Origin of the sequence: Evansella cellulosilytica DSM 2522 (assembly GCF_000177235.2) — a bacterium.
In the GTDB taxonomy this organism is placed as follows: Bacteria; Bacillota; Bacilli; order Bacillales; family Salisediminibacteriaceae; genus Evansella; species Evansella cellulosilytica.
Genome location: NC_014829.1, coordinates 2,226,222 through 2,253,186, shown reverse-complemented (window position 1 = coordinate 2,253,186; position 26,965 = coordinate 2,226,222). Strand labels below are relative to the sequence as shown.

The following is a 26,965-nucleotide window of genomic DNA, read 5'->3' as shown; positions in this document are numbered from 1 at the left end:
TTACTATCTTATGCTTCCTCTGACTTCTCTTCCATACCAACTACATTATCGTAATTTTCATTCGAATCATTATGCATCATACTACTCCCTGTAAACTGACCTTTTTCGTCAATGACAATGGTTTTCATTTCACACGATCCATCAAAATTACCCGTTTCATAGATATGCACTTTATTTTCTACCTTAACTGTCCCTTTTACTTTACCAGCAATAAATAAGTTTCTTGCCTCTAACTTTTTTTCAATATAACCATTTTTACCAACAGTCACATCACCTAAGCAGTATACCTCTCCCAACACTTTTCCATCAATACGGATACTTGCTTCCACGTTCAGCTTTCCTTCAATTGTCGTTTCTTCACCAATAATAGTAGTAATTTCATTTAACTTTTTATCCTCTTTTTGCTTAGCAAACATATTATCACCAGATAAATTTCTGGCTTTTTCACCTCCTATGTATTAATCTTGACTTTCATGAAATGTCATATATATATATGGATCTATATGCTCTCCATCTCTCAATATCTCATAGTGAAGATGAACTCCAGTACTTCTTCCAGTAGTTCCCATACCACCAATGTGATCCCCTTTTTTTACATTGTCTCCAACCTCTACATCAATGTAATTCAAATGAGCGTATAAAGTTTCATAACCGTTCCCATGATCAATAATAATAGTATTGCCATATCCGCCATGCCAATCAGCAAGGGTAACCTCTCCATTAGCGGTAGCGTAGATAGGGGTGTTTAGAGGAGCAGCAATATCAATACCACTATGAAATGACGTCCAGGCTGTAAATGGATCCTTCCTCTCTCCGAATTCAGACGATATTCTTCCTTTTTCTGTTGGCATCAATGTTGGTATTGACTTTAATTCTTCTTGATAAGCTAGTAGACTTTCTATCGTGGTATCAAACTGATCGATGAGAGCTGGTAATTCTTCACGTATTTTTGCTAGACTACTAGATATCGTATTTTCGGATGTAACATTATCTTCAACTGGATGCTCTATCCCCCCACTTCCTGATTCCACATCTTGAGGGACGTCTAGTTCTAACTCACTAAGTCTCTCCTCAAAAGCTTTAAACTCTTCAATAGTTTGTTGTACCGCCATTGCTTCCGACTCTAGTAAACTATACTCATTTTTTAATTGCGTAATTTCAGACTTTCGTTCAGATAGAGCTATATATAGTTCCTCTTGTTCTATACTCATTTCGTTAACTTGATTAGATAAAAATAAAGATAAAATGAACATTGTAGAAAAGAGTGTACAAATGAATAAGAAACTCATATAAAAAAGCTTTTTCTTTATTTTAAATTGCCTCAATGGTGATTGCGCTCCAGAAGTGAGAATGATTGTCCAACTTCGTGGTTTATTTTTTCCCATATTAAGTACTTCCTCGTCAAATAGACGAGATCTCCTCCTTTCTTTATAACAATCTAGTAATATACAATTTCGACATTAGTTGCACCTATTTATCATTTTATCTAATCTCATTAGTAAACAAAAGATGAAATTTTGTAAAAAACACTAATATTAAACATTTATTAGTCGTAAAATTGAAAGTTTAAAGTTTCATGCGACGCGGAGTAATATTCTTTGGAGGTCTATCATATTTTATTTAAGAATTAGTGGACAGGGGTGGATGTTATGAAAGATTGGATAGCAACAATTGAAATAGCTTTAATCGCTATGGTTGTATTAAGGTTGATTTCAGGCACATTTGAACTAACTGCTGCTTTACTAATGTTGAAATTTAACAGCATTGAAAAAGCACTAGCTATCAATGCTGTACTTGCCATTGTTGGACCTATTACATTAATATTAACGATGACCATTGGACTGATAGGGATTGCAGATAAAATATCGTTTAGCCGGTTACTTATAGTTGCGTTAGGTGTTTTATTAATATTAGTAGGTTTAAAAAGATGATCTTTAAACACCTCTTTCCATAAATATTACTTTTATTAAATACATTACCTCCTATTTGATAGTAAATTATTTATTAATTAAAGAGATCATGACTTGTATAATTTCTTTATTTGTCTATAATAATTGTAATACATTAAAAATATTCATTATATTGGCACAATATTTTAACGCGTAGACGAATATTTTTTTGTAAGCAATGATGTAGAATGGATAACTTTGTGATAGGAGGTATGTTCATGTTTGAACAAAACATTTCAGAAAAGCTACATGCAGTTGATTTAGTATTAAGAAGTATTGATCACGCAAAGCAATTCGTAACAGAAGGCTACGCCATCATTTCTGATCCATCTAATGAGGTTATTCTATTAATACCCGAGGGGAAAATTGAGGAAGCCCAAATGGAAGGTTTCACAGTTATTAAAGACTGATTTTTTGAAATACAGATAAGGAATAAATTATTCCTCAAACATGTAACCGCCACAAATAGCATGATTTAACATGCGATTATGAATAAGTAATGCGTGCTCAGAAATTACTTGAGGGTAATAAAAAAGAAAAAACTTTTTCATCACCCTCCTCCAAATTAAACATTACTTATTAAATTGAAATTGATTCAATAACTTTTTAAAAGTAATCTCTTTCGTACTGATAACATGCCAATCCGCTTTCTTCACTTCTTCAGAAAATCCAATACCGATAGAAAACATTTCCGTTTGCATGATTGCTTTTATACCCGCTTCACTATCTTCTATGGCGACACAACGTTCGGGTGGCACTTGTAATTCATTTGCCGCTTGAAGAAATATTTCTGGATCTGGTTTCATTTTCTTTACCTTCGCAACATCCACTACGAAATCAAAATAATCTATAATGTTTAGCTTAGATAACGTCGTCTTTGCATTCGAACTTGACGATGCAATTGCTAACTGCACTTTATTTTTTACCAATTGATCTAAGAAATCTTTCATACCAGGCAAAACATCTTTCTCTGTCAAATTGCTAATTTGCTGCTTGTAGTATACATTTTTCCTTTCACCTAATTCCTGTTTTTCCACATCTGAATATTCTTTTTTACTATTCTTTAATAATTGTTCCACAACCGCTAACCTGTTCATCCCTTGCAACTTTTGATTTACTTCTCTATCGAATGGAAGACCTTCTTCTAGAGCAACTTTTTTTGTTGCTAAGTAATGCAAATCGACTGTATCAGCAAGTACACCATCTAAATCAAAAATTACTGCTTCAAATGGTATTTTCATATATATACGTCCCTCATTCTCTTAAGACTCATCTTGTAATATAGTCTCTCCATTTTTTTGAACAACTTTGTTTTCCTTTAAAAGCTTACCGATAGCACGTTTAAAGGAAGCTTTACTAATATTAAACGTGTTTCTAATCTCTTCTGGATTACTTTTATCCGTCAAAGATACAGAACCATTATTACTCTTCAAATAGTTTAATATTGCCTCAGCATCCTCTTCTATTCCTTCCGTTTTTATTGGACGCATCGAAACATTGATTGTTCCATCATCTTTTACAGCAATTATTCTACCTTCAATCCATTGACCTAATCTTGGTTCTGTTTTTCTTTCTGTATGGTGAACAAAGCCGCGAAAACCCTCTTCTGTGATAATAAAAGAGCCGACTTTTGTTGAACGATATACTCTTCCACTCGTTTGCTGATGTAGCATTGATGGTTGTGCTCTATCTCGTTCTTGCTCGATAATCTCTTCAGTAACTGGTTTCGCTAACAAACGTCCTCTTTTATCTGACTCCAATGTGACGAAAAGCTCATCCCCAGCTTTTGGCCAAACTCCCTCTAGTAATGGTAGATCATCTTTAGAAACTAATATTTCCTTTTGGATGCCAATATCCACAAAAACACCTAAATTTCTCACTGAATCTACAACCTCTGCCCAACCATATGTATTTAAATGAATATCTGGAATTGACATCGTAGCAATCGTTTGTCCTTTTTTATCTTGGTAAATAAATACGTCAACCTCTTGATTAACATCTAAATCCCCATCTGCTTCATTGATATGTAATAAAACTTCGACTTTGCCATTTGTTAATACGTAACCCGTATCTATTTTTCTTTCTACTTTTAAAGTCGTAATCGTCCCTACTTTAATTTCACTCATATTCCTAACCTTCTTTCTAATGACATTATTAAGATAAACCATTTTTATTTATGAATATCATTATACATGATCGAACATAAAGAATAAAACTAGTCCAAACACGTTTTACTAACTCATTGATGATATAGATTGTGACATAGCTCACAACAAGTTAGTAAGAGTTCCATTATAATAGAAGTAATAAATGATTTTAACATATTTATATTTTACTATTGATTATCACCTTTCTGGACAAAACGCTTATTATTTTGCATAATTTAATATGTGTGAAAAATAGAAGATCTTGTAGAATCACAAGGAGGAAACGATGAAAAAGTTATTATTTATGTTTATGATTACTACCATTATTGTTCTTTTAGGAGCTTGTGGAAATAATGGCGGTGAAGAGGTAGAAGTGAGTGAAGATGCATTTGAAGTTACTATCACATCAACAAATTGGGATTTTGACGAAGACACTTATACGGTACCTGAAGGAGAAGTACTTATTAATCACGTTAACGGCGAAGGTCACCACGGAATTGAAATTGTAGGTACCGGCGTTACTATCAATGGAAATGGCTCCGCTGGTGCAATACTAGAAGCAGGTGAATATGAAATAATATGTAGCATCCCTTGTGGTGCGGGTCACCGTGATATGGTAGCAACATTAGTCGTCCAATAATGACGCACATAGATGAGGAATAAGATAATATATTATGAGGGAACTGAAAAAGGTAGATCTTTACTTTACCTTATTCACTTCCCTCTTTATTTTTCTTTTTGAGTCTCGTATAAACGTAATTAATTTATTGAAAACTTCTCTTACTTCTCTACTGTTCATTTATGTACTATACTTACAGTAAGTAAGTCTTATATTGCACGAAAGGAAGAGGATATGGAGAGTTCGTTACATAAACATTATAAAAATCAAGCGCTGTATTGGCTAAAAGCAAAAATGACTGATTTATGTGCAAGTGAGGTAAAGCTATATTATCGAAGAAAAAAAGTAATAGCCGATGCAGTCGGAATCAATTTTAAAAGAAAAGAATCCAGAATAATAGAAGTGAAAGTTTCTAAAGAGGATTTTCGTCGTGATGCAATATTAGACGCCCCTTATAGCTATTATGCACTATCCCATTACGCTTATATATTAACCCCAAAAGGACTCCTATTAAAGGAAGAAATTCCTAAAGGGTATGGATTACTAGAAATGGATGAATTCGATAACATAGCCGTCAAAAGAAAACCGGTGAGAAACGCTAAACCTATTATAACATTGGATACGCTTGTGAAAAGGACTGGCAGAGCCGCAACTAATGCCTTTTTATTTAAAGAACTGTCTAGAGAAACGAAGGATGATACAAAAGGTGCATATGCAAAAGGCGCTGTTGCACACCTCATTAGCGCCACCTGCCAACATTGTAAAAAAAGAAATAAATATATAGTGAAAAAAGAGCAAGACTTTGTTATGTGTGAAATAAAATCATGTTCAGAGATGATTCCATTAAATAAAGCAAGAGTGCACTATATAACTGCTTATAACCAAAAATTTTATAAAGATTTAAAGAAGTTAATGGAATAATCACATTATTTTAGAGCTAAGTAGACTGTCCAAAAAGTTAGAGGGTGTCTCAAAAGGTAAAAATTCGACCTTGTGAGTCACCCTCTTTTTTTAGCTGTTGTTTTGATCGTAGCCTCCATTTTTGTCTTTATTTTTTTTGTTTTCTGCTTTAATGATAAATACTACACCAATGGCTATTGATAGCTGTAAAATAAGCCCAAGCATCGGCCATGAGTAAATTTGAAAATCTAGCTTCACTGCTTTATTAGAGAAAATTTCCATTGAGCATATAGCAATTGTAAGAACAATGGGTATCATGACCGCTTTTTTAGTTTCACCGAGTAATAATTCAATACACCGGTAACTACCATAAATAAATAACGAAATTTTAGAAAACATCGTCGGAAAGTATAGTGTAACTAACACTAAATCTAAACGATCTAGAAACTCTGTAATTCGAATTTGTTGCACTAATGTATACGTAGGGTAAGCTGAATAGCGTAATATTTCTGCGCCTAATACACCAATTTGTGTAAAAAGTAATATGGAAAATAACGCTATTCCTATAGTTGTCCCTAGAATAAATGACCATTTTATCCTTTTCACAGGTGCTGCAATCATGTTAATAATAAGTAATAATACGATCGATTCACCGAACCAAGAAATGGCGATAAAAGAGGAAGATAATAATGAAGGAATTATCTCCATTCCAAGCACTGGCTCGAAATTCTCAAGTTTAATTTCTCCCGCCAAAGATATTGGAACAAACAAAATAATACCGATAAAGATAATAAAATGTAATTCAGTAAACCTAGCGACCACTTCCATTCCCGCCCAAGCAATATATGTGCAGCAAACGATAATTAATAACGTTACTGCAAAAAGAGGGGTTGAAGGGAGCAACGTTGTCTCTACAAAGCCAGAGAGAACACGTAAATCTCTCATGACGACATGAACGATAAAAATAAGAAATAAAACTACGATCAACTTTTCTCCCCAGTTTTTTTTATTTTTATCGCTAAATACATTCTTAACGCTCTTTAATTTCCCAACCCCAAATAAGCTAATGTTGAATAAAATATACACATAAAGAAAAATAAATATAGGAATTATCCAAGTATTTTGCAGCGCTAAATCAATTAATGATTGTGGCAATACAACAAGACTACTAGCAATGACAGCATTTCCTGCCAAAAACATCACTTGTCTTTCTGACAATTGTATTTTCATATACCAATCACCAGTTTTGTGAAATATCCAAACGTGCGATATAAAAAGCTTGTATACCAATCAAGACTTCCTTCTATTACAAAGAAAAAGGATACTAAAAATGTAATACTACTAATTAATAGATACTGAATTCGAAACTTCAGTTTTTTTTTCAATTCCTTTTTCCAAAAAAAATAAGTACTAATGAGTATTACCGAAACAATCATGATTTCTAGCATTTTAAATCACTCCCCTATTCCTACCCCTTCAGTAACTAGTCCTGGCAATTCAACAGAGCTATTTATCGTTATTTCATAATCAATATTTGGTAGTTTTTCTTGCCAGTGTTGCTCTAACTCCTTCCAAATCTTTCTTTCTCTTCGATGTAGATGCCAGCCGAACCCAAAAGAATCAATCCCTTCTGATAATGTATGATCAATGATCGACGTTACTTCCTGTTTGATTTGTTCGTTCATGAGCTCGTTTAATTTTTCATACCCCCCTCGTTCCTCTAAGTTGATATCTGATACGTTTTCTACACCGATTCCTGAAGTTTTAATGTCAATCTTAAAGAATGGCTCTTCATCGTTTAGATCATAATCAATAGTACAATTAGCTTCCTTTATGAAAACTGTAAATGTCTCCTTTTTTTCTTCATTAACAACAAAAGTGTATTCATGCCCTTCCATAATACTAAGTAACCAATCAACCCCAGCTGTCTCTTCCTTATTAGTAAAAAAGTGTAACTTATCCCCTTTAAAAATGGCTAGTTTTGAAATCTCCACTTGTTCTGCAACATTTTCCTTAATCGGTGATCTATTTTCCGTTGTCTTTACTACAGGAAGTATAGGATCATTTCCTTTTTGTTGAAACTCCAATAGAAAGTCCCTGAGCATAATATTGTATGATCTGCCCCCTAATTCCCTAATCGCTTCAGCAGAAATATTCTCTAGCTGTGGTTGCGCGCTTAAAACGTCTTTCGCGCTTCCTTCTGTTATAAACACTTGTGTCGTTATACGCGACTCACGATGACGAGACAACACGTCTAGTGGCTTTCGAACACCTTCTTTAGCAAGCTCTTCCCCGATAAGCAATATTCGCCTATGTCCTAGTTTTAACTCTCTTGACATCCTTCTCTGCAAATTCATTGATGCATCTCTTATACTTCTTCCTAATGCAGCATCCAAATAGTAAGTGGCACCACCGGAAGTACCACCACCACCGCCACTAGGCCCTCCCATTTCTCCTGGTAGAGGGGATATCATAGTCACTTCATATTCCTCTCCCACCTTATCAAATGCGGATCCCATAACAATTGCAATATCGTTTATTTCAGCTCTATCCCAGCAACCACTCAAAAGAGGAAGAAAAGAAATACCTACGAAAAAATAGCACAGCCGTATGAAACTCTTTAACAACATCTTTATTCCCCCCTATTTGGAGATGGATATAAATTATTACTTTGTCGCTTGACGTTTGTCTTCGTGAATTCTTCTGGACGTCTATTATATTTCCAAATTGGAATTCGAATAAAAATATCTCTTAACTCCTTGATTTTTAAAGGTGCAATAGGTGAAAAATACGGAACACCAAACGTTCGAAGCTTACATAAATGCGCAGTAATCATCATTGCTCCAACGATAATGCCAAACAAACCAAATACCCCACCTAATATCATTAATGGAAATCTAATTAATCTAACGGAAATCGCAAGACTGAACTTTGGTATTGTAAAAGAAGCAATCCCTGTTAGTGATACGACAATTACCATAGGGGCTGACACAATTCCTGCTTCAACTGCTGCTGTACCGATTACTAAAGCTCCAAGAATACTAACCGCCTGTCCAATGGTCTTAGGTAAGCGAACCCCTGCTTCTCTTAAAGCTTCAAATGAAATTTCCATAATAAACGCTTCCACTATCGCTGGAAAGGGTATTGCTTCTCTACTTGCTGCGATACTTAATAATAAATTTGTCGGAATCATTTCCTGATGAAACGTAGTAATCGCAACGTAAAGTGCAGGTAACAACGTAGCTATCCCAAGAAAAATAAGTCTTAACATTCTTAAAAAAGTGCCAACATAAAAGCGATCGTAATAGTCTTCACTAGCTTGGAATTGTTGCCAAAAGGTAGCAGGAAGAATCATTACAAAAGGAGTACCATCTACTACTAAAGCGATTCTTCCTTCTAATACATTTGCCGCAACTGTATCAGGGCGTTCCGTTATTTGCACTTGCGGAAATAAGCTCCAAGGATTATCTTCAATTAACTCTTCAATATATCCCGTTTCCAACACGCCATCTATTTTGATTCTATCTAGTCTTGCTTCCACTTCCGCTAATACTTTCCGATCTACTACTTCATCTAAGTAAATAAGTGCCATGTTTGTATTCGTTTTTTCACCAGCGGTTTTGGAAACAACCTTTAAATCTTCCGTACGCAGTTTCCTTCGTATTAAAGAAGTATTTACTCTTAAGCTTTCAATAAATCCTTCCCGAGGACCACGAATTGCCGCTTCTGATTCCGGCTCTGCAATACTCCGTGTCTCAAACTGTGTAGCGTCAATGATAATCGCTTTTTCTTTACCGTCAATGAGTAGCACAACACTACCTGCTAATATCTTTTTCACAATATTCTTATACACATTTTCTTCCTCGACTTGTGTTAAAGACAAAATGTCATTTTCATAATCAAATACAGATAAATCCACATCTTTTTCCCAATGAAGTAATTCTGTTAAAACGTGCTCGTGAATATCCTTTGTATTAACTAAACCATCTATAAATATTAAGGAAGCTGTCTTGCCATTAATGCGGAAAGACCTAAACACCATATCCGAAGAATCTTGAAACATACCTTTAAAAAAACGCAAGGTTTTTACCTAATTTAGAAACTAGTGTTGTTTCTACTTGATTAGTCATTCCTTACCCCACCTAAAAAGTTTCTCTTATTGTTACCACTTTTAGGCTTCTTATCCTTACATAGCCAGTAAACTAAGAGAGGTGACTAAACTAAGAACATTTGTTGCGCTGAAAAATTCAGGCCTAGGCCTTTTTCAATGCCCTAGAATATTTCCCAATTGAATCACCCCTCAAAATAAAGCAAGGTACATTTTACCTCCTACGCTGCGAAACATTTCACGTGGCTTCTACAAAAATAACTTCAGGAATTTATCCTGAAGTTAAAGTATCCATTATTTAAAGACAATTTCGTCTCCTTGCTTTACTTTTCCACCTGATATAATTGTTCCAAATGCGCCACCACCCCAATCTGGAAACATAGCATCTTTTAAACCAGGGAGCGCTTCATCCATTTGTCTACATGGCTTTGTCTCACCATGAATCTTAACTTCACACTCTCCTATTTGTAATATTTTCCCCCTACTATTTTTTAAGTTTATACCTTTGACTAAAAAATTTGCTCTTCTAGTTGCAGGATCTAAATTAGCATTTAACTCATCCATTAGTTTGCTCCATACGTCTTCCTCGAGAAAGGTAACCTGTCTTTTCCCCCCTTGATCTGCATTATGTACTATTCCTTTTTCCTTAATAAGGATGGCTTCGTCAACTTCATCCATTGGGCCACCTGCCATCCTTTTTATCCATATTTTCTGTACTTTACCAGTCATTTTTTTCTCCTCTCGTATTTATTTTAACTGAGGAATCTCTTTAAAATGATAATTAATACTACTAATTCATCTTAAAGAAAGGCTTGGTTCCCCATAGTCACTACTGTAAGCCAGTTTTTTCTAATAATTATATCTAAAAAAAGACTAATACGTTCGTATTAGTCTTTTTTTGTGCCCAGCGAGTGTAGCCATTGCCAAGATATTCTCTGTCACTTCTTTATCCTATGTATTAATTTTTCTTTAGTTTATATTCCTTATGACTGAACACGGTTCTTGCTAACGTACCATCTTTTTGCATTTTGTTTAGTTCTACTGCTATTGAATTCGTATAAACAGCAATAACTTTAGCATCTTCCCCTTTATACTCACCTTTAGTTATCGTGACTGTCTCCCCAATTTCTACGGGGGGCTTTTCGATTTCGATTTCTTTTTCTTTGTCTTGTTCTTCCATGCCTAAACCCTCCTTTTATAAACAGTATTTCACAAAATAATGAATCGATAACAAACAAAATTATCCATCATACTTTTTAAAATACCACTATGATTATACACACTAATAGTAAATAAACAAAACGATTAATATATATAATATAAATCTTCCACGATTCATTGTCCATTTAAAAAAGTAAACGTAATGCAACATTTTATTCATTATCACATTATCAGAACTAAACTGTTGGTTCATTAATGCTTTTTATGTTATCGTTCTTATGTAATGAAATAGGAAGGAGGATGAATGTTGAAAAAGAAGATCATATCTTATATGCGAGTAGATGATAGAGTCGTCGAACAGTTAAAACAAGATTTTGATGTTACTTGCTTTTATAATCATGAATATTTAGGTGACGCTGCATTTGATCATGCATTGCAGGAAGCGGATGGAATAATAGGCCTAGCATTAAAGGTAAATAAACAACTCCTTCAGCATGCCCCCAAATTAAAAGTCGTTTCAAACGTATCCGTTGGTTATGATAATTTAGATATAGAAGAAATGACAAAAAGAAACATTATGGCAACGAACACACCAGGGGTGTTGGATGATACAACAGCCGATGCAATTTTTGGCTTACTTATAGCGACTGCAAGAAGAATCCCCGAACTCGATTCATTCGTAAAAGAAGGTAACTGGAATATTTCGCTACAACCTGAGCAATACGGTTTAGATGTTCATCACAAAACATTAGGTATTATAGGTTTAGGTAGCATCGGTAGTGCTATCGCGAAAAGGGCACATTTCGGTTTTGGGATGAATATTCTTTATCATAACCGTTCACGTAATAAAGAAGCAGAGAATACCTATAGCGCTACATATTGTGAACTAAATGAGCTGTTAGAGAACTCTGACTTCGTTTGCCTTATGGTTCCTGCAACAGATAAAACTAAAAATATGATTAGTGCATCACAATTTAAAAGTATGAAAAGTACTGCCATTTTCATCAATGGTTCTAGAGGGAAAAATGTAGATGAAGCTGCACTATACGATGCATTAGTCGATGGTGAAATTCATGCTGCCGGTGTTGATGTATATAAAGAAGAACCAACAAATAAAGATAACCCTTTACTTCGTTTACATAATATCGTTACGCTCCCTCATATAGGATCTTCTACAATTGAGTGTGAATATAATATGTCTAAACTAGCTGCAGAAAATATAAAAAAAGCACTCACTGGATGTAAGCCACCTACTCTAATAAACAAACAAGTATGGGAAGGATAAGGAGGCGTTTATTTATTTATTTTGACACGCCATTTTTACTTTTGATACTCTCTCAATTTTTAGCTTAAGCTAATGAATGTGCTGGCAATGGTTCCTACTTATTGCTTACAGGCTGACTCAATAGTTAAATAATCACTTTGAGTCAGCCTTTTTCTAACGAGCTTGAATCATGTATTTCTATTTTAGTCGTAATATATATTTTTCTTTTTCTTTCGGTATTTTAAAGAGAAACATTTACTACAGATAGGGTATGAAAAATCGTACGGAAGTACTTTCCCACATCGTTTACATTTCTTCGCAAATTTTTTTACATCATTTCTTAATGACACGTGCACATCATCACTTAATTCCTCTCGCACGCGCTCCCAATATATGGCCTCTGTTCTTTTTTCTAAACGATATAGAAAAAGTAAGTGCAGACCAATCGATTTATATGATAGCTCTAACTGCTCTAAGCTACCTTTTTTTATGATTGGTTCAGGTAGTGAAGCTCCATCAATGATCGCTTGCATCGTCTCTTGCCATTGCTCAGTTAACGAAGGCTCTCTTGTAGAAAAAGGTAAATGCAAAAATCCATACAGATCCATCATTGAAAATCTTGCTTCTATTTCAGTACCGCTAATAAGCTCGTAGAGCGCTTTCTCTTCAGTAAGTGCTGCTTTTTTTGTTCCTTTAGGACTTCTGAACTTATCCCATAATTCGAAAAACTTGCCTAAGTCACGGGAGTAATGTTGAAATCTTTCAAAAACGTTATTAGTAGGTGCAATCGCAAATGTTTGAACAGGAAAATCCTGTTGATTCAAAAGCCGTTTCATTAGCTTTATCTCTTTCGTAAAAGCTACTTTCCCAACATCATATATTCCCTTCCTACCGGCTCTTCCAGCAATTTGTTTCACTTCCTGAGACGATAGTCTTCTCCTCCTCGTACCATCGAACTTATCATTTTCTAAGAAAACAATTCGCCGTATCGGTAAATTTAATCCCATTCCAATCGCATCAGTTGATACAATCACTGTTGTTTTACCATCAATAAAGAGCTTCATTTGTTTTTTTCTTGTCTCCGGTGGCATACTTCCATAAACCATACTTACTCTATGTCCGTTATTCTCTAGATTAGACGCAGTTTCAAGAACACGCCTTCTCGAAAAACAGACGAGTGCATCACCCTTTTTCGTTTGCTTTAAATTGAACTCTTTTTTCTCCACTTGAAGCGGTATATCACGCTCATACTCATGAATGACAACATTAGAATCCCCTAGCAATTGAAGGATCATTTCTTTTGAATTAACACTTCCAATGATATGGACTTCATTTGCATTCGCTTTTGTTATTGCTTTATACCAAGAAAATCCCCTATCTTTATCAGCGATCATTTGTGCTTCATCTATCACTATTACATCAAAATATTCTTTTTCGTGAAACATTTCTACTGTACAGGAATAGTGGTTAGCATTGTCCACTTCTTTTTCTTCCTCTCCCGTTTTTAAGGAACACGGAACACCTTCTCCATTTAATTTATCGTAAACCTCAAGAGCCAATAATCTGAGAGGCGCTAAGTATAATCCACTCTTAGCCTCACTCATGCTTTTTAGCGCTTGGAATGTTTTCCCTGTATTTGTTTCACCAATGTGTAATACATAACGTATATTTCTTCCTAATGGTGGCCGGTATTCTCGTCCGAAAATATCTTCAATCATTTGCTCTTCTGCTTCTTTTAAACGTAATTCTTCTTCTTTAGCTAATTGTAGCTTTTTCTCTTTCACTTCGGTTTGTTGTAAGTACAATTTTCTTTGCATGTCAAAATCGAAAGAAATATTTGCACTGCTTAAGAGGTCAATTAACAATTCATTTTTAATTCTTAACTCCATCTCACTAGCTAAAACATATACTTTTTCCCCTAGTAATGCTTTTAAATCCTCTTCATTTAACTTTTCATAAAATAATTGATAATAGAGAGCTACTGTGTTTTCAGGCAGTTGTTTTAGTAGCATATTAGGTAAAATAGAAAAAATACAATCTAATACAACTTGATCATAAACATATTCATATGTACCGTAAGATTTCGCGTGTTGAACACTGAATAACTCTACTAGAAAATCCTCATATGTCACTTCTATCGGCTTTTGGAAGTTCCACTTTTTAGTAATCTGCTTTTGAAGTTCGAGAGAATCGATACTCTCATTGCTATCACCTATGAGATCCTTACGTAACTGTTTTCCAAGGTGATAACGAACAAATATGTATATGTCATCTTTTTTCTCATCAATTATCATTGAGGTCCCATCGTTAAGTTGTGCAAAGACTTCATCCCGTAACTCCATATACCTTTTCGCTTCTTCACGCTTAATATACTCTTCCCTAGCAGTATGATAAAGTTCCTCCCAACTTAAAGGATGATGTTCATACTCATTGTTTAACCAATGAACCACATCGAAATCAGCATATTCTTTCATAATAGATCGAAATAGCTGGTTCATTTGTTTTCTCGGTATACTCTCAACATCATAGCCTTTATCAATCAAAATTTGCTTTTTCTGTTTCTTTGAAAGTTCATTAGTTGCTTTGTTTATAAAGACATTTGTCCAAATTTGCTCCAAGTATTTTCTTCTCTCTGTTAAGTATGTATGTAGCGAAGGACAAGTGTCATATTCACCAATAACCACGTATATATCATCTGTTACTTTTTTCTTCGTAATTAAAATAGTTTCATCAACAATACTCATTAGTTTATCCATATATAAACCCCTCTAATATTTCAATGGTTATGTATTTATTTTTTTCACTATATCATTGTTACATGCATAATACGAATGAAATAAAAAAGGAATAATCTTAACAACAGAATAAATACTGAAATCGTTAATGTTGTCGATGATGCTGTGCCACTGACTCAGGTAAACAGAACAATAACGGTAGTCGATAAAGCTAAAGGGCTTTCAATGTTGGAAATTTACAAATATAACCATAAAAAAGACTAAAAAAAGCTTGAAGCTCGTTTTTAGTCTTTTCTTAGAACCAGTGGAATTTCGCCATAGCTCTTAAAGTACTAGTGAGTGCTCTTCTCGCTAGTACGCACGGCGATAAAATTCCACTGAAAATTTGTACTTTCTGCTTATCTTTTAAAAAAAGTCTACACTTTATGTAAAAAGTGCAGACTTCACTTTAATATTCTTATTGTGAAATGTTTTTTAATGCGTTTTCAACTTGCTTAATACTTTGTAGACTAGATGAATTACCATCTAAGATATTTTCCAATGTGGCAATTAACTGTTCAATTGATGCACTAGACTCTTCACTTACCGAAGCTAATTCTTCAGTAGAAACATTTATTACTTCTACTGTTTTATTGATATCCAACATTAATTTGTTACTATTATCGGAAAGGCTACTTAGCTTGTTAATAGCTGAATTAATTTCTTTAAACGATTCGTTTGTTTTTGTTGTAACATCATAACTTTTCCCCATTTGCTCAGCTACTTGAATCATTCGATTTCTCGTCACATCAGATTGCGATGAAAACTGAGCAATTTGTTTAGATATTTGTTCTGCAGAGTTTGACGTCATGTCAGATAAATTTCTGATTTCATTTGCAACTACAGCAAACCCTCTTCCTTGTTCCCCTGCTCTAGCCGCTTCAATACTCGCATTTAATGAAAGTAAATTAGTTTGATTTGCAATTTCCATAATAGTGTTACTAAATTGATCAGTCTCTTTTAAATTATTTATTAATTGGCTTATATCTGAAGACATTGAATCAATTTCATCTTTAAACTGATTAATTGTATTCGTTAAAGATTCTATTAATTCTTGACCGTTTTCAGATAATTCATTTGTTTTCAATGCTTCTTCCTTTAAATCGTTCATTGAAGTAAAAAGCACCTTCATGTTATCACGCATGGACGAGACAGAATCATTAATTTCAAGTGTAGCTTCATTTTGTGTATTAACGCCAGAGGCTATTTCCTGAAACGTAGCACTCATTTCATTAAACGATTGATGATTACTATCACTCGATTTTGATACTACTCCCATATTTTTTGAAAGTTCATTCACTAATTGAATTAATTTATTCTTTTCTTCCCTCTGTTGCTCTAAAAGGAGTTTTGTTTGTTCACTCGATTGTTTTATTTGATCATTAATGCCAGATGAAACTTTTAAGAAGGAAAAAATTAAAATAGATATTAGAATGTAGTATAAAATATAAGAAATTTGGTCCTCTGTGCTAATTGAGTCTTGGAAGAAAACTAAATAAATCATCATTAGTAACCCATAAAACTGAATACTATATGAAATTTTACTGTTCATATAAATAAGTGCAAGAATAATTAAATAATATATCGTAAATACATTTGTCGCATTTGGCGTTGTTAATAATACTAGAGTTGTAGAAAGAGCAGTTCCATAAACAGCAATATAAGGAACTTTAAGTATTAGCTTCCTCCTGAAATGTAAGAAACCAAATGTCCCCCATACTAGTAGTTGCGTAGATATGAGTGCATATTGGCTCAAATCCATATCCCCGCTCATCGTAAATACGGAAACAATTACTAAAAGGGTGACAATGGAAACTGCAAGAAATACGATTGAATTTCTTCTCACCATATCTTTTTCAATTACTGATAAATGTTCATCTTTACTACCGTGTTTTTTTGTTTTCATCCTTCTGCCTCATTTCATAAAGTTAAATAGATTAAAATATGTATAATAGGACGTTTTACTCACTTATATTATATTCCGTTCGACATAATACTACAATATGAACTTATTTTTTTATCGAAATAAGTATAATAGTCGTATTTTTATTGATAGATAATAAAAAGAGGATGATTCAATAGGTTAAAAACCATTGAGCCATCCTCTATAATATTTAAGATTAAATTAATAGATTAAATAAATTTTGGTCTTTGTTTATTTCAATATATGTAAAACCCTTTTTATTCATTCGGTCAATTAAAGGTTGATAATCATCCTTTTTCTTAAGTTCAATTCCAACTAACACTGGACCTTTATCACGGTTGTTTTTCTTCGTATATTCAAACCTTGTAATGTCATCTGTTTCTCCTAAAACATCACGCATGAATTCTCTCAACGCCCCTGCTCTTTGTGGGAAATTAACGATAAAATAATGCTTATAGCCCTCATGGATTAAAGAACGCTCCTTCATTTCTTGCATGCGATCAATATCATTATTTCCTCCACTAATAATGCATACAATGTTTTTCCCTTTAATTTCTTCTTTATAAGTATCTAGTGCGGAAATTGATAGTGCACCAGCAGGCTCAGCAACAATAGCATTTTCGTTATACAAATCTAGTAATGTTGTACAGACCTTGCCTTCAGGAACTAGTACGATATCATCGATGACATCTTTACCAACTTCGAACGTAATGTTACCAACTTGTTTTACTGCAGCACCATCAACAAACTTATTTATTTTTTCTAGCTTTACGACTTTATCATTTGCTAGTGATTCCTTCATAGCAGGTGCACCTTCAGGTTCCACTCCAATTACCTTTGTATCTGGGCTAATGCTTTTAATATAGGAACCTACACCAGAAATCAGCCCGCCTCCACCGATACCCATAAATATATGAGAAATAGGTTCTTCGACATTATCAAGAACTTCTAGTCCAATCGTTCCTTGACCAACAATGGTCCGATAATCATCGAAAGGATGGATAAAGGCCATATCATTTTGCTCACAAAAAGCATTTGCTTCATCATAAGAGTCATCAAATGTATCACCAGTCAAAATAACTTCAATAAACGGACCACCGAAAAACTCTACTCGTGACACCTTTTGTCTCGGTGTCGTGCTAGGCATAAAGATTTTACCTTTTACCCCTAGAGCTTTGCAAGAATATGCAACACCTTGCGCATGATTTCCTGCACTGGCACATACAACACCATTTTTTAGCTCTTCCTTTGACAAACCTTGCATAAGATTGTAGGCACCACGTATTTTAAAGGATCGAACAACCTGAAGATCTTCTCTTTTTAAGTAAACATTACAATGATAGCGCTCAGATAATATTTCATCTCTTTGTAGCGGTGTTTTTACGACAACGTCCTTCAATACTTGATTCGCAATAATAATATCTTTAATTTGAATTTTACTTAACGTTTTACTCATACTACAATTCCTTCCTGCCTTTGGTAGTTAGACTTATACTACCATATACAGAAGTATTATAAAATAGAAGATTAAATTTAATACATTAATTTAATGAAGGGAAAAAGAAATTAGATGGTCATTTTCGCCGAAGACTCTATTTCTTACTTTTTATCTTTATAAAAGCTATTTTTTTCTTTGACATAATTGTACATCAATACCTTCTTTTTTTAATTCATTCACTATTTCTAGAATAGTTTTTTTCTTTTTACTCTTTAAGTTATCTACTTCACCCACGATGCTTTTCACTCCCTTTTAAAATTTTTTTTATTTTTATTTCACACTTTTTATAGAAATTTTCAATATGATATATGTTTCTTAACTATCATTCTAACAATTGAATATGAACGGAAGATGAACAATGATAACGTTTACTCGTTTGTTAGATTATATTACAAAAGTAAGTATACACTTCTCCGCTTTAACTACATAACGCTTCACAGTACTTTATTGCTTATAAAACCGTTTTATTTTATAATGTATTTCGGTAATCTACATATTTAACAATATATTTAAACTATATCGATATAACATTAATCAATAAGCAGAAAGGAGTGTATAACTATGAAAATGATATACATGGTCGTCGGTTGTTTTATCGTTAGTTTAGGTCTACTATTACTGCAGTATAGTGAAGTGATCACCGGAGGTACTGCTGGATTAGCCTTAAGCTTCTCCTACTTAACAAATGCTTCATTTGCTTTAACATTTTTCCTCATCAATATCCCTTTCTACGTTCTTTCATACTTAAAAATGGGTTGGAAATTTACGATCTCTACAATCTTTTCAGTTGCAACACTTTCAATTATGACAGAGCTTGTCCAATTAACGCCTTATTTTTATGTCCACCCACTTGTCGGGTCTATTACCGGTGGCATGATAGTAGGTTTTGGGCTATGTCTGTTATTTTTAAACGGCTCTTCATTAGGTGGAGCAAATATATTATCATTATTTTTACAAAAACGATTTAACTTAGATCCTGGTAAAACGATGTTTGTCTTTGATTTAGTTGTTATTTTAATTGGGCTTTATAGTGTTGGACTAATAAGAGGTGCATATTCCATTTTATCTATTATTATGCTTTCAGCAGTTATTAGTCTATTTAAAACAAAGATAGCAAATTATAATCAAGAAGCTGAGGAACGTGTAGAAGTAGATGCTAGCGCATAAGAAAAAGATTAAAATTAGCTATTCGAAGCTACTCTTAATCTTTTTACTTTGCGACAACTCCTATACAAACAGCGAAGAGACCGTTCCCTCGCTGATGTAACAGAGTGCGCCCTCTTATTTTACCCAATGAACAATGTCTTCTAATGGTTTTCTCGTTTTAGGTCGAGGCTCCTGAGCTCGAATACCAAACGCAACCATCACAGCGACATCTAGGTTCCCATCCTCTAATAATCCTTCTTCTTTTAAAATTTGGTGAACATGATCATATTGAAATCCCTCAATAGGACAAGAATCTACTCCGATAAGTGCTGCTGCAGTCATCATGTTTGCAAGTGCAATGTAGCATTGTTTCACCGACCAATCAAAAATAGTACGCTCATTTTCTAATAAGTGCAAATCAGATTCTTGAAAAGTCTTGTATCTTTCTTGTATTTTACTTAAAAGATGTTCGGGGAATTTTTTCACCTCTAACATTTGCTTCTTTATATATTCTGAGTCGTATTTTACATCCTTAATTGTTCTCGCTAAAATAACAACGAAATGACTAGCTGTCGGCAATTGCCCTTGTGCTCCCCAGCTTACTTCTTTTAGCTTATTTTTTAATTCATTATTTTCGATTACTAGAAATTTCCATGGCTCCAATCCTATCGAACTCGGAGACAGCCTTCCTGTTTCTAAAATAAACTGAAAATCATCTTCGCTTATTTTTTTATTTGCATCAAACTCTTTTGTTGCGTGTCTAAAATTGAATGCCTCTATGATCTCTTTTTTCGTTAATGCTTTTTCCAATCTACTTCTCTCCTTCATACTTAATCGATGTTATGTGATCATTTTCACATACATTGAACACGAATTACAACTAAAATGTTCCTCGTTCCTCCAAAATTTACTTCTTTTCTTTTTATAATCCTACAATTATAATTATTTGTTGATAGGAAGGAGGATGTTTATGGCACAGATAAAACAATATATCTTCTTCGATTTTGAGATGCTTTGCTCTAACAAAAATATGTCCTTTCGTGAGATGGAAGCAATACGCTTAGGAGCTGTGAAGTATGACATTGAATCTGAAACTGTTTCGACATTTGATCATTTTATTAAACCTATAAACGATGAACCACTCAGTGCCTTTTGCAAAAATCTTACTCGTATTTCCGAAGAAAACTTGAAAAATGCAAAAAGCTTTCCGGTAGTCTTTGCAGATTTCCTCCGTTGGATTGGTGGTGTAAAGAAATCACGTTTTTTTTCCTGGTCTAAGAGTGATCTATCTAGATTGATTATTGATTCAAAAACACACCATATTCCACTGTCTACAATCTATAAGATCAAAAAACGTTATATCGATTTCCAAGCTATTTTTAGTAAAAGAGTATCTAAAAATACTCCTTCAGTAGAAAATGCTCTTAAATTATATGAATTATCATTTAAAGGTCAGCTACACAACCCGGTGGACGATGCTTACAATACGTTACGCATTTATTTGAGTTTCTTAAATGAGCCTCTAAAATCAGACTTTATTATGATTAGTCGGTTTATTCTTGATGGGAACATTCCTCCTGACAACGACCAAGCCAGAATTGAAAAAATGATTCTAGAGGAGTTACAAGACGACATCAAACAGATTACAGAAGGAATAGAAAAGATTTATAAAATAACCGACGCATGTAAATTGGTGAAACGAATCAAAAAAATAGTGGATAAATATCACAATGTTAGTATAAATCGTTCGAAAATGTTCTCAAATCAAGTAGTCACAGCTATCCAATTGCTCACAAACTTTTATGAAGAAATGTTACAATCGTATCAAGAACATGCATCTTACAATTGTAAAGTAATGCTGTTAGATGGCACAATTGCAGAACCGATTAGTTTTATACTTGAAGGATAGTTTATCCTTCTTACATAGTTATTAAATTGAATTCTTTTTAGCAATCACAACAAAATGAAGCGTTTGTAACTCATGTTCGTATTTTTTTGTTAAATCTATTCTTTTTGGCAACTCCTCTGTTTCAAATAAAGGGCTAACATCTATTTCTTGTGTAAACCAATCAGAGTTTCTAGGCCTCTTCCAACTAACATCACCCCAAGCTTTCTCTAATGTAGGGCTATATATTCTTGGATTATTTCCTTTAGCTTCATTTACAATCTCCTCATTTTCTGCTAATTTATGTCTTGAGAAAGTTGAAGGCCAATAGTCTGCCCTTGACCCAGTGTGCACGATCTCATTTGCGAATTGATAAACATGATCCTTTAGTCCGAACAATATCGCATATAACTGTTTGCCAACAGCCACTCTTTCTCTTACTTTCTGGAAACCTTTTACCTTCCTTCCAACTAATCGTACTTTTTCTTTATTATCTTTATACGGAAATATAACGTTCGTTAGTTGGAATAGTTCTTGTGTTTTGTATTGCCAAGTATTAAAAACGTTCTTTGTAAAATAATGATTTTCAACAACTTTCTTTTCGATAAAATGCTGCTCATTAATAATTAATGCAACCGTAATCATTTGAGAGTTCCCGTTTATGTAATAATGTTCCCAGAATGGGATCATAAATTTCGACACTCCAAATATTGGTAACAAGTGAAATAAACTCTTTCCTATATTCACACTTTTTTCATACAACAATAATTGTGGATAAGCATCAAGGAATATGTACGCATTTGATTTCTCTAAAAAAGTAAAGAAATCTTGTTGTTCGTTTGAATTTAACACTTCTGAAACAATGCTTCCTTTTAAATCAGTCATATTCCAGCCACCATTTCTTGAAACCATATGAGCTAAAAATGACCAGTGTAGCTTAGGGAATTTCCGATAAAATTGTATATACGCATTAGTTCTTGTGACATTATTTCTATTCAGTTTACTTGTTTCTCGTTTGATATCCTCAATAATAATTCTTTCTCGTTGATTAACATATATTATTTCCTGATATGCTGAAATCTCATTTATTGCTTTCTTTACTTGCACTTTATCAATATTATCTACTTTAAACTTTTTTATCATTTTTTCATATTTGTATGAAAGATACCTTTCTTCTATTGCATGACTTACTTTTTTAACGCTTACTTCAATACCTTTAAATAAATTCATTATTTCACCTCACCCTTTTAATATTTATATAAATACACTCGTCATTTAGAAGTAAAGAAGGTGGAAACGATATCCTCGTATGAATTTATTCAATATGAATGAAACTATATAATGTTTGAAGTTATCACTCACTTCAAACGAAGATTAAAGGAGGGGCTTATACTATGGACATGTTCGGAAAAAAGCGAAACAACAATCGTAATGGATTAATGATGTCATTAGTCGGCATTGGGATAGGTGCAGCAGCATACAGCATGATGAGAGGTCGAAACAATGGCAATATGATGCAACCAATCCAAAAAGCTATGGGACAGATTACAAATAAGAACCGTAGTAATAACGATAACGAATATGTCTAAGTAATAGGCATAAAAAACAGCTTATCCATACGATAAGCTGTTTCCCCTTTATACAAAGAGGTTTTGGGACACCCTCTTTTCATACTCCTTTTAGTTCTTCTAATTCATGTTCTAAAGAGTTGTATTCCGCTTTATCAAATAAAGCTTCCATATGCTCTAGCTCATAGTGCATACTTAATATTAATTCTTCTTTCGTTTTCCTCTCTAAGGCTGTTAACCTGTTTTTAATTTCATATTTCATTTTTTCAGAAACTTTTTCAAGAAGCTTATTAACTTGAGAGGTCCCATCAGAAACAAGTTTTTCTTTCAGTGTTTTCATTTTTCCACCCTCAAAAAAATCTCTCTTCGATTTTAGATAATCACCGTAACTGCTAAGGTCTATTATCATTCGAACATCAACCGTTTGTTTAATTGGATCAATTTCAACATTTGGAGAATACGAAAGATAAGGAAGGTGCTTTTGAATTTCCGCTTTTTTCACCATAAGCTCTTTTTCTACTACTTGCTTTATTTTCTGTTCTACCCTAATCAATGTTGCTTCAAGTTCCTGTTGTATAAAGTATTCACCCAAACTCCGCCATTCTCTCACCGCATTTATCAATTGTTTTTGAAGTGCGGACTTAGAATTTTCTGTTAAAACTGCTACGTTAATCGCTGTGAGGAAGTTATCACTTAGAACTAATTTCGATCTATCCTTTAAATATAAAAGTAACTGATCAAGCTCTTGTTGAAGCTTATCCTCAAGAAAATGATAGGATGCTTCTTGTACCACTTTCACCTGCTCTTCAACCTTTTCCTTTTGCAGTATATATTTTTCTTTTTGCTGATCTAGCTCATCATTTGAAAACCGAAGACTCTCTTCAACTTTCTTAGTATAATTCGATAAATCAGCCTCAATTGTATTTTTACTTAACAATTTTAACTGAACGATAGTCTCATCATAGAAGTATTTTTCAAATTTGGCGAAACTTGTCATTATATTACTATTTTGTCTTTTTTGTTTTAAGCCTTCTTTACTAGATAAGTCAAATAATCGCGGCGTTTTTACACCATTTTGTACGAGCTGATGAAAAACATGCTTTCTTACACCATTTAGTTCTCGTTCACTTCCTGCTAGATCAGCTGCATTGATTAAAAAATATAATTTATCATAAGAAAAGCTCATATTCACTTTGCTTATTTGCTGTAAAAAATGTTGGTCCGCTTTTGAAAATGCGTGATTGTAATAAGTTAAATAAAATATCGCATCGGATTGGCGCATTTGTTCAAACGCAACGTTCGTATGGCGACCATGAATCGAGTTAACACCTGGAGTATCTACGATTGTAATACCTTTAGCAGTAATTGGACAATCATAGTAAATCACTACTTTTTCTATTAAGCAAGCATTACTTTCCTTAGCGACAATATTTTGTATTTCATTTATATTTACAGTAAATGTAGATCCGAGCGACCACTTCGTCCCTGCAATGCTAGATTTCAACGTTGAAACATAGTCTATGTATGTTCGTTGCCAGCTAGATAAGTATTTTCCTTGTCGAGGTTTCCATTTCCTAAGATTATCAACCGTTAGCTTAATATCGAGCTGTTGACCAATAGAGTCAAGTTCCTTCTCTAACATTTGTTTTGATTTGACCTTTACTTCTACTGTACCATTCGGATAATTTTTTTGAGGATGAGTTACCATATTCACCGTAGCAGTCGTAGGATTGGGTGATACAGGTAATATATCTTCACCTATTAGTGCATTTGCAAAACTGCTTTTTCCCGCACTGAATGCACCGAATAAAGAAATGACGAATGATTGCTGTTCATATTTATCAATCTTTTCAGATAGCTGATTTCTTTCCTCGCTCAGCACTTTTTTCGCTTTGTACTTATCTAATACATCTTTTAATTTCTTTAGTCTACTGAGTGCTTGCTCTTCATCAAAAACAATTTCACTCTCATTGATAGTATATATTTCATCATCATCAATAACACCATCTTTGATATTTAAAACGTGGGCAAAACTATTCGAAATATCTTCATACGATTTACTAAGTGACTCTAAAATTAAGCGGTTGTAGTTTGTGTCCTGCGGAAACTTTGCTAATGATTTATCCAATTCATTTAACAATAACTGGAACTTTGTTTCAATGTCATTCAATTTATTTAAGTACTTCGTAAGTTTGTTTAATAGTACAAGCTCATTTTCGAGTCGTTTTTCTTCGATTTCCATTTGTGGAGCCATACCATCAATATGTACTTGATGAAGTTCCAATGATTTTCTTTTAACATCACTAATAATAAGCGAGGTTACTTCGTTTGTGAAAGTAAAGACATAATTCCGATCAGTATATCCGGTCTTCGCTTGCTCGACTAGTAGCTTTTCACTTACTTCATATGATAGCTTACTAAGTTTAGAATCAAACATGTCTTTATTACTCAACATCTCACGGTCCACTTTATTAAAATAATCGTGAATATGAAAAATCAACTGCGTTTTCACCTTCTCTTGGAGGTCAGTAACTAACGCCTGAAGTCGTTTTTCTTGTTCTTCTGCAGTTTTCTTTTTAGAAAACAATAGCCCTACTTTAAAGCCAGGTTGAATACTCTCAAGCCACTGTCTCGTATACTCAGTTGTAACATATGGAAAGAGAGTGACATTTTTAAATAACTTTCCTAAATCATTTTCAAAATCACTTCGTAAATGCTCTCGATAATTGATTACTTTTTCTTGTTTATGAAGAAGTTCTTCGCGCTCCTTCAATTGAGCAAGAGTAAAGCCTTCTTTATGTAATTGAAGTTTTATCTCCTCAATCTCTTCATCTTTTTCTTCAATTAATCTACTTTGTATTGATTTCAAGAACCCCTTCTCTAATCGATGTTTTGCATCTGAAATTAAATGATTACTATTATATAAGAGTCCTTTTATATTTTTCTCAAATGCATCAAACTCGTTAAGCGGATGGCTTCTTTCTTTCATCGATGTGTAATACAGTTTAATATAGTCTATATCCCATTGCTGTAATACTTCTTTAACAGATGATTTAAATTCAGAAAATGGTATTTCTGATTCATTATGCTTATCCACTTGATTAATAATAATAAATATTGGCTTATTTTCATTTGAAAGCTGCTGAAGAAAATATAAGTTTGTTTCTGATTGAACATGATTATAATCCATGCAATATACGATAACATCAGTTGTATACAACTGCTCCATCGTCATCGCCTTGTGAGTAGGGTCTGTTGAATCAACCCCTGGAGTATCCAAAATACAACTATTGTCATGTAAAAATGGTAATGGCGCTTTTATTGAAATCGAGGAAACTTCACTTCCATCCATTCCCCACTCTCTCACCTTATCCCAAGGAATTTCTCCATACCATTGTTTATTTTCTTCATTTGTATTTATTGTTAAACCTAGTTCTCCATTTGCTATCTTGATAATATTTGCGCTAGTTGGGATTGGACTAGTTGGTAATACTTCAGCATGTAATAAAGTGTTTAGTATAGTAGATTTACCTGCAGAAAAATGGCCGCAGAACGCTACTTCAAACAGCGTATTTTCCTTTTTTTCCTGAATCTTTTTTAGTCGAAAATTTTCACTAATCGTTAACGGAAAAGAAAATTCTTCGTGTTGTTTTAAGTTGATCAATTCAAACAGCCTCCTTATATTTCTACTATAACAAATATTTAAATAATAATAACTAAAAATACTCATGTGAGTAATTCAATTTCAACACTTGGCTCTTAGGGGCCATCATGATGTAATTCATTCAAGTAAGTAAATATATATTAATTATTTACCGAAATGAGGTTAGCTGTCTACCACCGTGAGTAGTACGTTTATTGCGAAATTTTGGATCTCAGTGGAGTGGAGAATTTTGGTATATTTTTTTATAAAAAATTGATAAAAAAATAGTATCTTTTTTTCAATTTTTCTTGTATTATACGAAAGGAAATATTTTTTCTAATGTAATGAGGGATTTCTCTCATACGAGTATAAATTACAA

24 protein-coding genes are annotated in these 26,965 nt (G+C 33.5%); 8 read left to right on the top strand and 16 right to left on the bottom strand.

The features are described 5' to 3' along the window. Positions 1–8: 8 nt before the first annotated feature. Positions 9–416, bottom strand: coding sequence for a bactofilin family protein (locus BCELL_RS10260; protein ID WP_013488654.1), 408 nt, complete (start codon positions 414–416; stop codon positions 9–11). 42 nt (positions 417–458) lie between these two features. After that, on the bottom strand, positions 459–1,385 hold the full coding sequence (locus BCELL_RS21590) for a M23 family metallopeptidase (RefSeq protein WP_013488653.1): 927 nt from the start codon (positions 1,383–1,385) through the stop codon (positions 459–461). Positions 1,386–1,649: 264 nt separating this feature from the next. Here BCELL_RS21590 and BCELL_RS10250 point away from each other — a divergent pair, with 264 nt between their 5' ends. Further along, positions 1,650–1,931: a YqhV family protein gene (locus BCELL_RS10250; protein WP_013488652.1), complete on the top strand. Its 282-nt coding sequence runs from the start codon at positions 1,650–1,652 to the stop codon at positions 1,929–1,931. A gap of 236 nt (positions 1,932–2,167) precedes the next feature. Further along, positions 2,168–2,359, top strand: a complete 192-nt coding sequence (locus tag BCELL_RS10245) for a hypothetical protein (protein WP_013488651.1) — start codon at positions 2,168–2,170, stop codon at positions 2,357–2,359. A 162-nt stretch (positions 2,360–2,521) separates the two neighbouring features. Here BCELL_RS10245 and pgmB read toward each other — a convergent pair whose 3' ends face one another. Further along, a complete protein-coding gene (gene pgmB / locus BCELL_RS10240) occupies positions 2,522–3,190 on the bottom strand; it encodes a beta-phosphoglucomutase (protein WP_013488649.1) in 669 nt (222 codons plus the stop codon). Positions 3,191–3,211: 21 nt separating this feature from the next. Continuing rightward, positions 3,212–4,075, bottom strand: coding sequence for a CvfB family protein (locus BCELL_RS10235; RefSeq protein ID WP_013488648.1), 864 nt, complete (start codon positions 4,073–4,075; stop codon positions 3,212–3,214). A 307-nt stretch (positions 4,076–4,382) separates the two neighbouring features. On the opposite strand from BCELL_RS10235, the gene BCELL_RS10230 reads away from it, so the two are divergent. After that, positions 4,383–4,736, top strand: a complete 354-nt coding sequence (locus tag BCELL_RS10230) for a cupredoxin domain-containing protein (protein ID WP_013488647.1) — start codon at positions 4,383–4,385, stop codon at positions 4,734–4,736. Positions 4,737–4,949: 213 nt separating this feature from the next. Next, complete coding sequence (locus BCELL_RS10225; protein ID WP_013488646.1) at positions 4,950–5,636, top strand: hypothetical protein; 687 nt, start codon at positions 4,950–4,952, stop codon at positions 5,634–5,636. 90 nt (positions 5,637–5,726) lie between these two features. Here the strand turns inward: BCELL_RS10225 and BCELL_RS10220 are convergent, their stop codons facing one another. From BCELL_RS10220 to BCELL_RS10195, 6 genes are all read right to left on the bottom strand, one after another. Then, positions 5,727–6,845: a GerAB/ArcD/ProY family transporter gene (locus BCELL_RS10220; RefSeq protein WP_013488645.1), complete on the bottom strand. Its 1,119-nt coding sequence runs from the start codon at positions 6,843–6,845 to the stop codon at positions 5,727–5,729. Beyond that, entirely contained in the window at positions 6,842–7,063 is a 222-nt protein-coding gene (locus BCELL_RS10215; protein ID WP_013488644.1) for a hypothetical protein, read from the bottom strand. Before BCELL_RS10215 ends, BCELL_RS10220 begins: the two co-directional genes overlap by 4 nt. A 6-nt stretch (positions 7,064–7,069) precedes the next feature. Continuing rightward, a complete protein-coding gene (locus tag BCELL_RS21585; protein ID WP_013488643.1) occupies positions 7,070–8,245 on the bottom strand; it encodes a Ger(x)C family spore germination protein in 1,176 nt (391 codons plus the stop codon). Positions 8,246–8,247: 2 nt separating this feature from the next. Then, entirely contained in the window at positions 8,248–9,696 is a 1,449-nt protein-coding gene (locus BCELL_RS10205) for a spore germination protein (protein ID WP_013488642.1), read from the bottom strand. Positions 9,697–10,017: 321 nt separating this feature from the next. Continuing rightward, complete coding sequence (locus BCELL_RS10200) at positions 10,018–10,452, bottom strand: MOSC domain-containing protein (RefSeq protein WP_013488641.1); 435 nt, start codon at positions 10,450–10,452, stop codon at positions 10,018–10,020. 229 nt (positions 10,453–10,681) lie between these two features. Further along, positions 10,682–10,903, bottom strand: coding sequence for a DUF2187 family protein (locus tag BCELL_RS10195; protein ID WP_013488640.1), 222 nt, complete (start codon positions 10,901–10,903; stop codon positions 10,682–10,684). Between the two features lie 285 nt (positions 10,904–11,188). On the opposite strand from BCELL_RS10195, the gene BCELL_RS10190 reads away from it, so the two are divergent. Next, positions 11,189–12,169, top strand: coding sequence for a 2-hydroxyacid dehydrogenase (locus tag BCELL_RS10190; protein WP_013488639.1), 981 nt, complete (start codon positions 11,189–11,191; stop codon positions 12,167–12,169). 182 nt (positions 12,170–12,351) lie between these two features. Here BCELL_RS10190 and BCELL_RS10185 read toward each other — a convergent pair whose 3' ends face one another. The 3 genes from BCELL_RS10185 to ilvA form a co-directional block, all read right to left on the bottom strand. Continuing rightward, positions 12,352–14,904 (bottom strand): DEAD/DEAH box helicase, encoded by a 2,553-nt coding sequence (locus BCELL_RS10185; protein ID WP_013488638.1) that lies wholly within the window; start codon positions 14,902–14,904, stop codon positions 12,352–12,354. A gap of 436 nt (positions 14,905–15,340) precedes the next feature. Next, the gene (locus BCELL_RS10180) at positions 15,341–16,828 is read right to left on the bottom strand and encodes a methyl-accepting chemotaxis protein (RefSeq protein ID WP_013488637.1); all 1,488 of its coding nucleotides are present in this window, start codon (positions 16,826–16,828) and stop codon (positions 15,341–15,343) included. 214 nt (positions 16,829–17,042) lie between these two features. Then, positions 17,043–18,302: a threonine ammonia-lyase IlvA gene (gene ilvA, locus BCELL_RS10175; RefSeq protein ID WP_013488636.1), complete on the bottom strand. Its 1,260-nt coding sequence runs from the start codon at positions 18,300–18,302 to the stop codon at positions 17,043–17,045. 603 nt (positions 18,303–18,905) lie between these two features. Here ilvA and BCELL_RS10170 point away from each other — a divergent pair. Further along, on the top strand, positions 18,906–19,511 hold the full coding sequence (locus BCELL_RS10170; protein WP_013488634.1) for a YitT family protein: 606 nt from the start codon (positions 18,906–18,908) through the stop codon (positions 19,509–19,511). 114 nt (positions 19,512–19,625) lie between these two features. On the opposite strand, the gene BCELL_RS10165 is transcribed toward BCELL_RS10170, so the two are convergent. Next, on the bottom strand, positions 19,626–20,318 hold the full coding sequence (locus tag BCELL_RS10165; RefSeq protein ID WP_049786632.1) for an NAD(P)H-dependent oxidoreductase: 693 nt from the start codon (positions 20,316–20,318) through the stop codon (positions 19,626–19,628). Positions 20,319–20,460: 142 nt separating this feature from the next. On the opposite strand from BCELL_RS10165, the gene BCELL_RS10160 reads away from it, so the two are divergent. After that, the gene (locus BCELL_RS10160) at positions 20,461–21,399 is read left to right on the top strand and encodes a 3'-5' exonuclease (protein WP_013488632.1); all 939 of its coding nucleotides are present in this window, start codon (positions 20,461–20,463) and stop codon (positions 21,397–21,399) included. A gap of 21 nt (positions 21,400–21,420) precedes the next feature. Here the strand turns inward: BCELL_RS10160 and BCELL_RS10155 are convergent, their stop codons facing one another. Continuing rightward, the gene (locus tag BCELL_RS10155) at positions 21,421–22,605 is read right to left on the bottom strand and encodes a DUF2515 domain-containing protein (protein ID WP_013488631.1); all 1,185 of its coding nucleotides are present in this window, start codon (positions 22,603–22,605) and stop codon (positions 21,421–21,423) included. Positions 22,606–22,769: 164 nt separating this feature from the next. On the opposite strand from BCELL_RS10155, the gene BCELL_RS10150 reads away from it, so the two are divergent. Beyond that, positions 22,770–22,964, top strand: a complete 195-nt coding sequence (locus BCELL_RS10150; protein ID WP_013488630.1) for a DUF3918 family protein — start codon at positions 22,770–22,772, stop codon at positions 22,962–22,964. Positions 22,965–23,043: 79 nt separating this feature from the next. Here BCELL_RS10150 and BCELL_RS10145 read toward each other — a convergent pair whose 3' ends face one another. Next, positions 23,044–26,607, bottom strand: a complete 3,564-nt coding sequence (locus BCELL_RS10145) for a dynamin family protein (protein WP_013488629.1) — start codon at positions 26,605–26,607, stop codon at positions 23,044–23,046. Positions 26,608–26,965 lie beyond the last annotated feature (358 nt).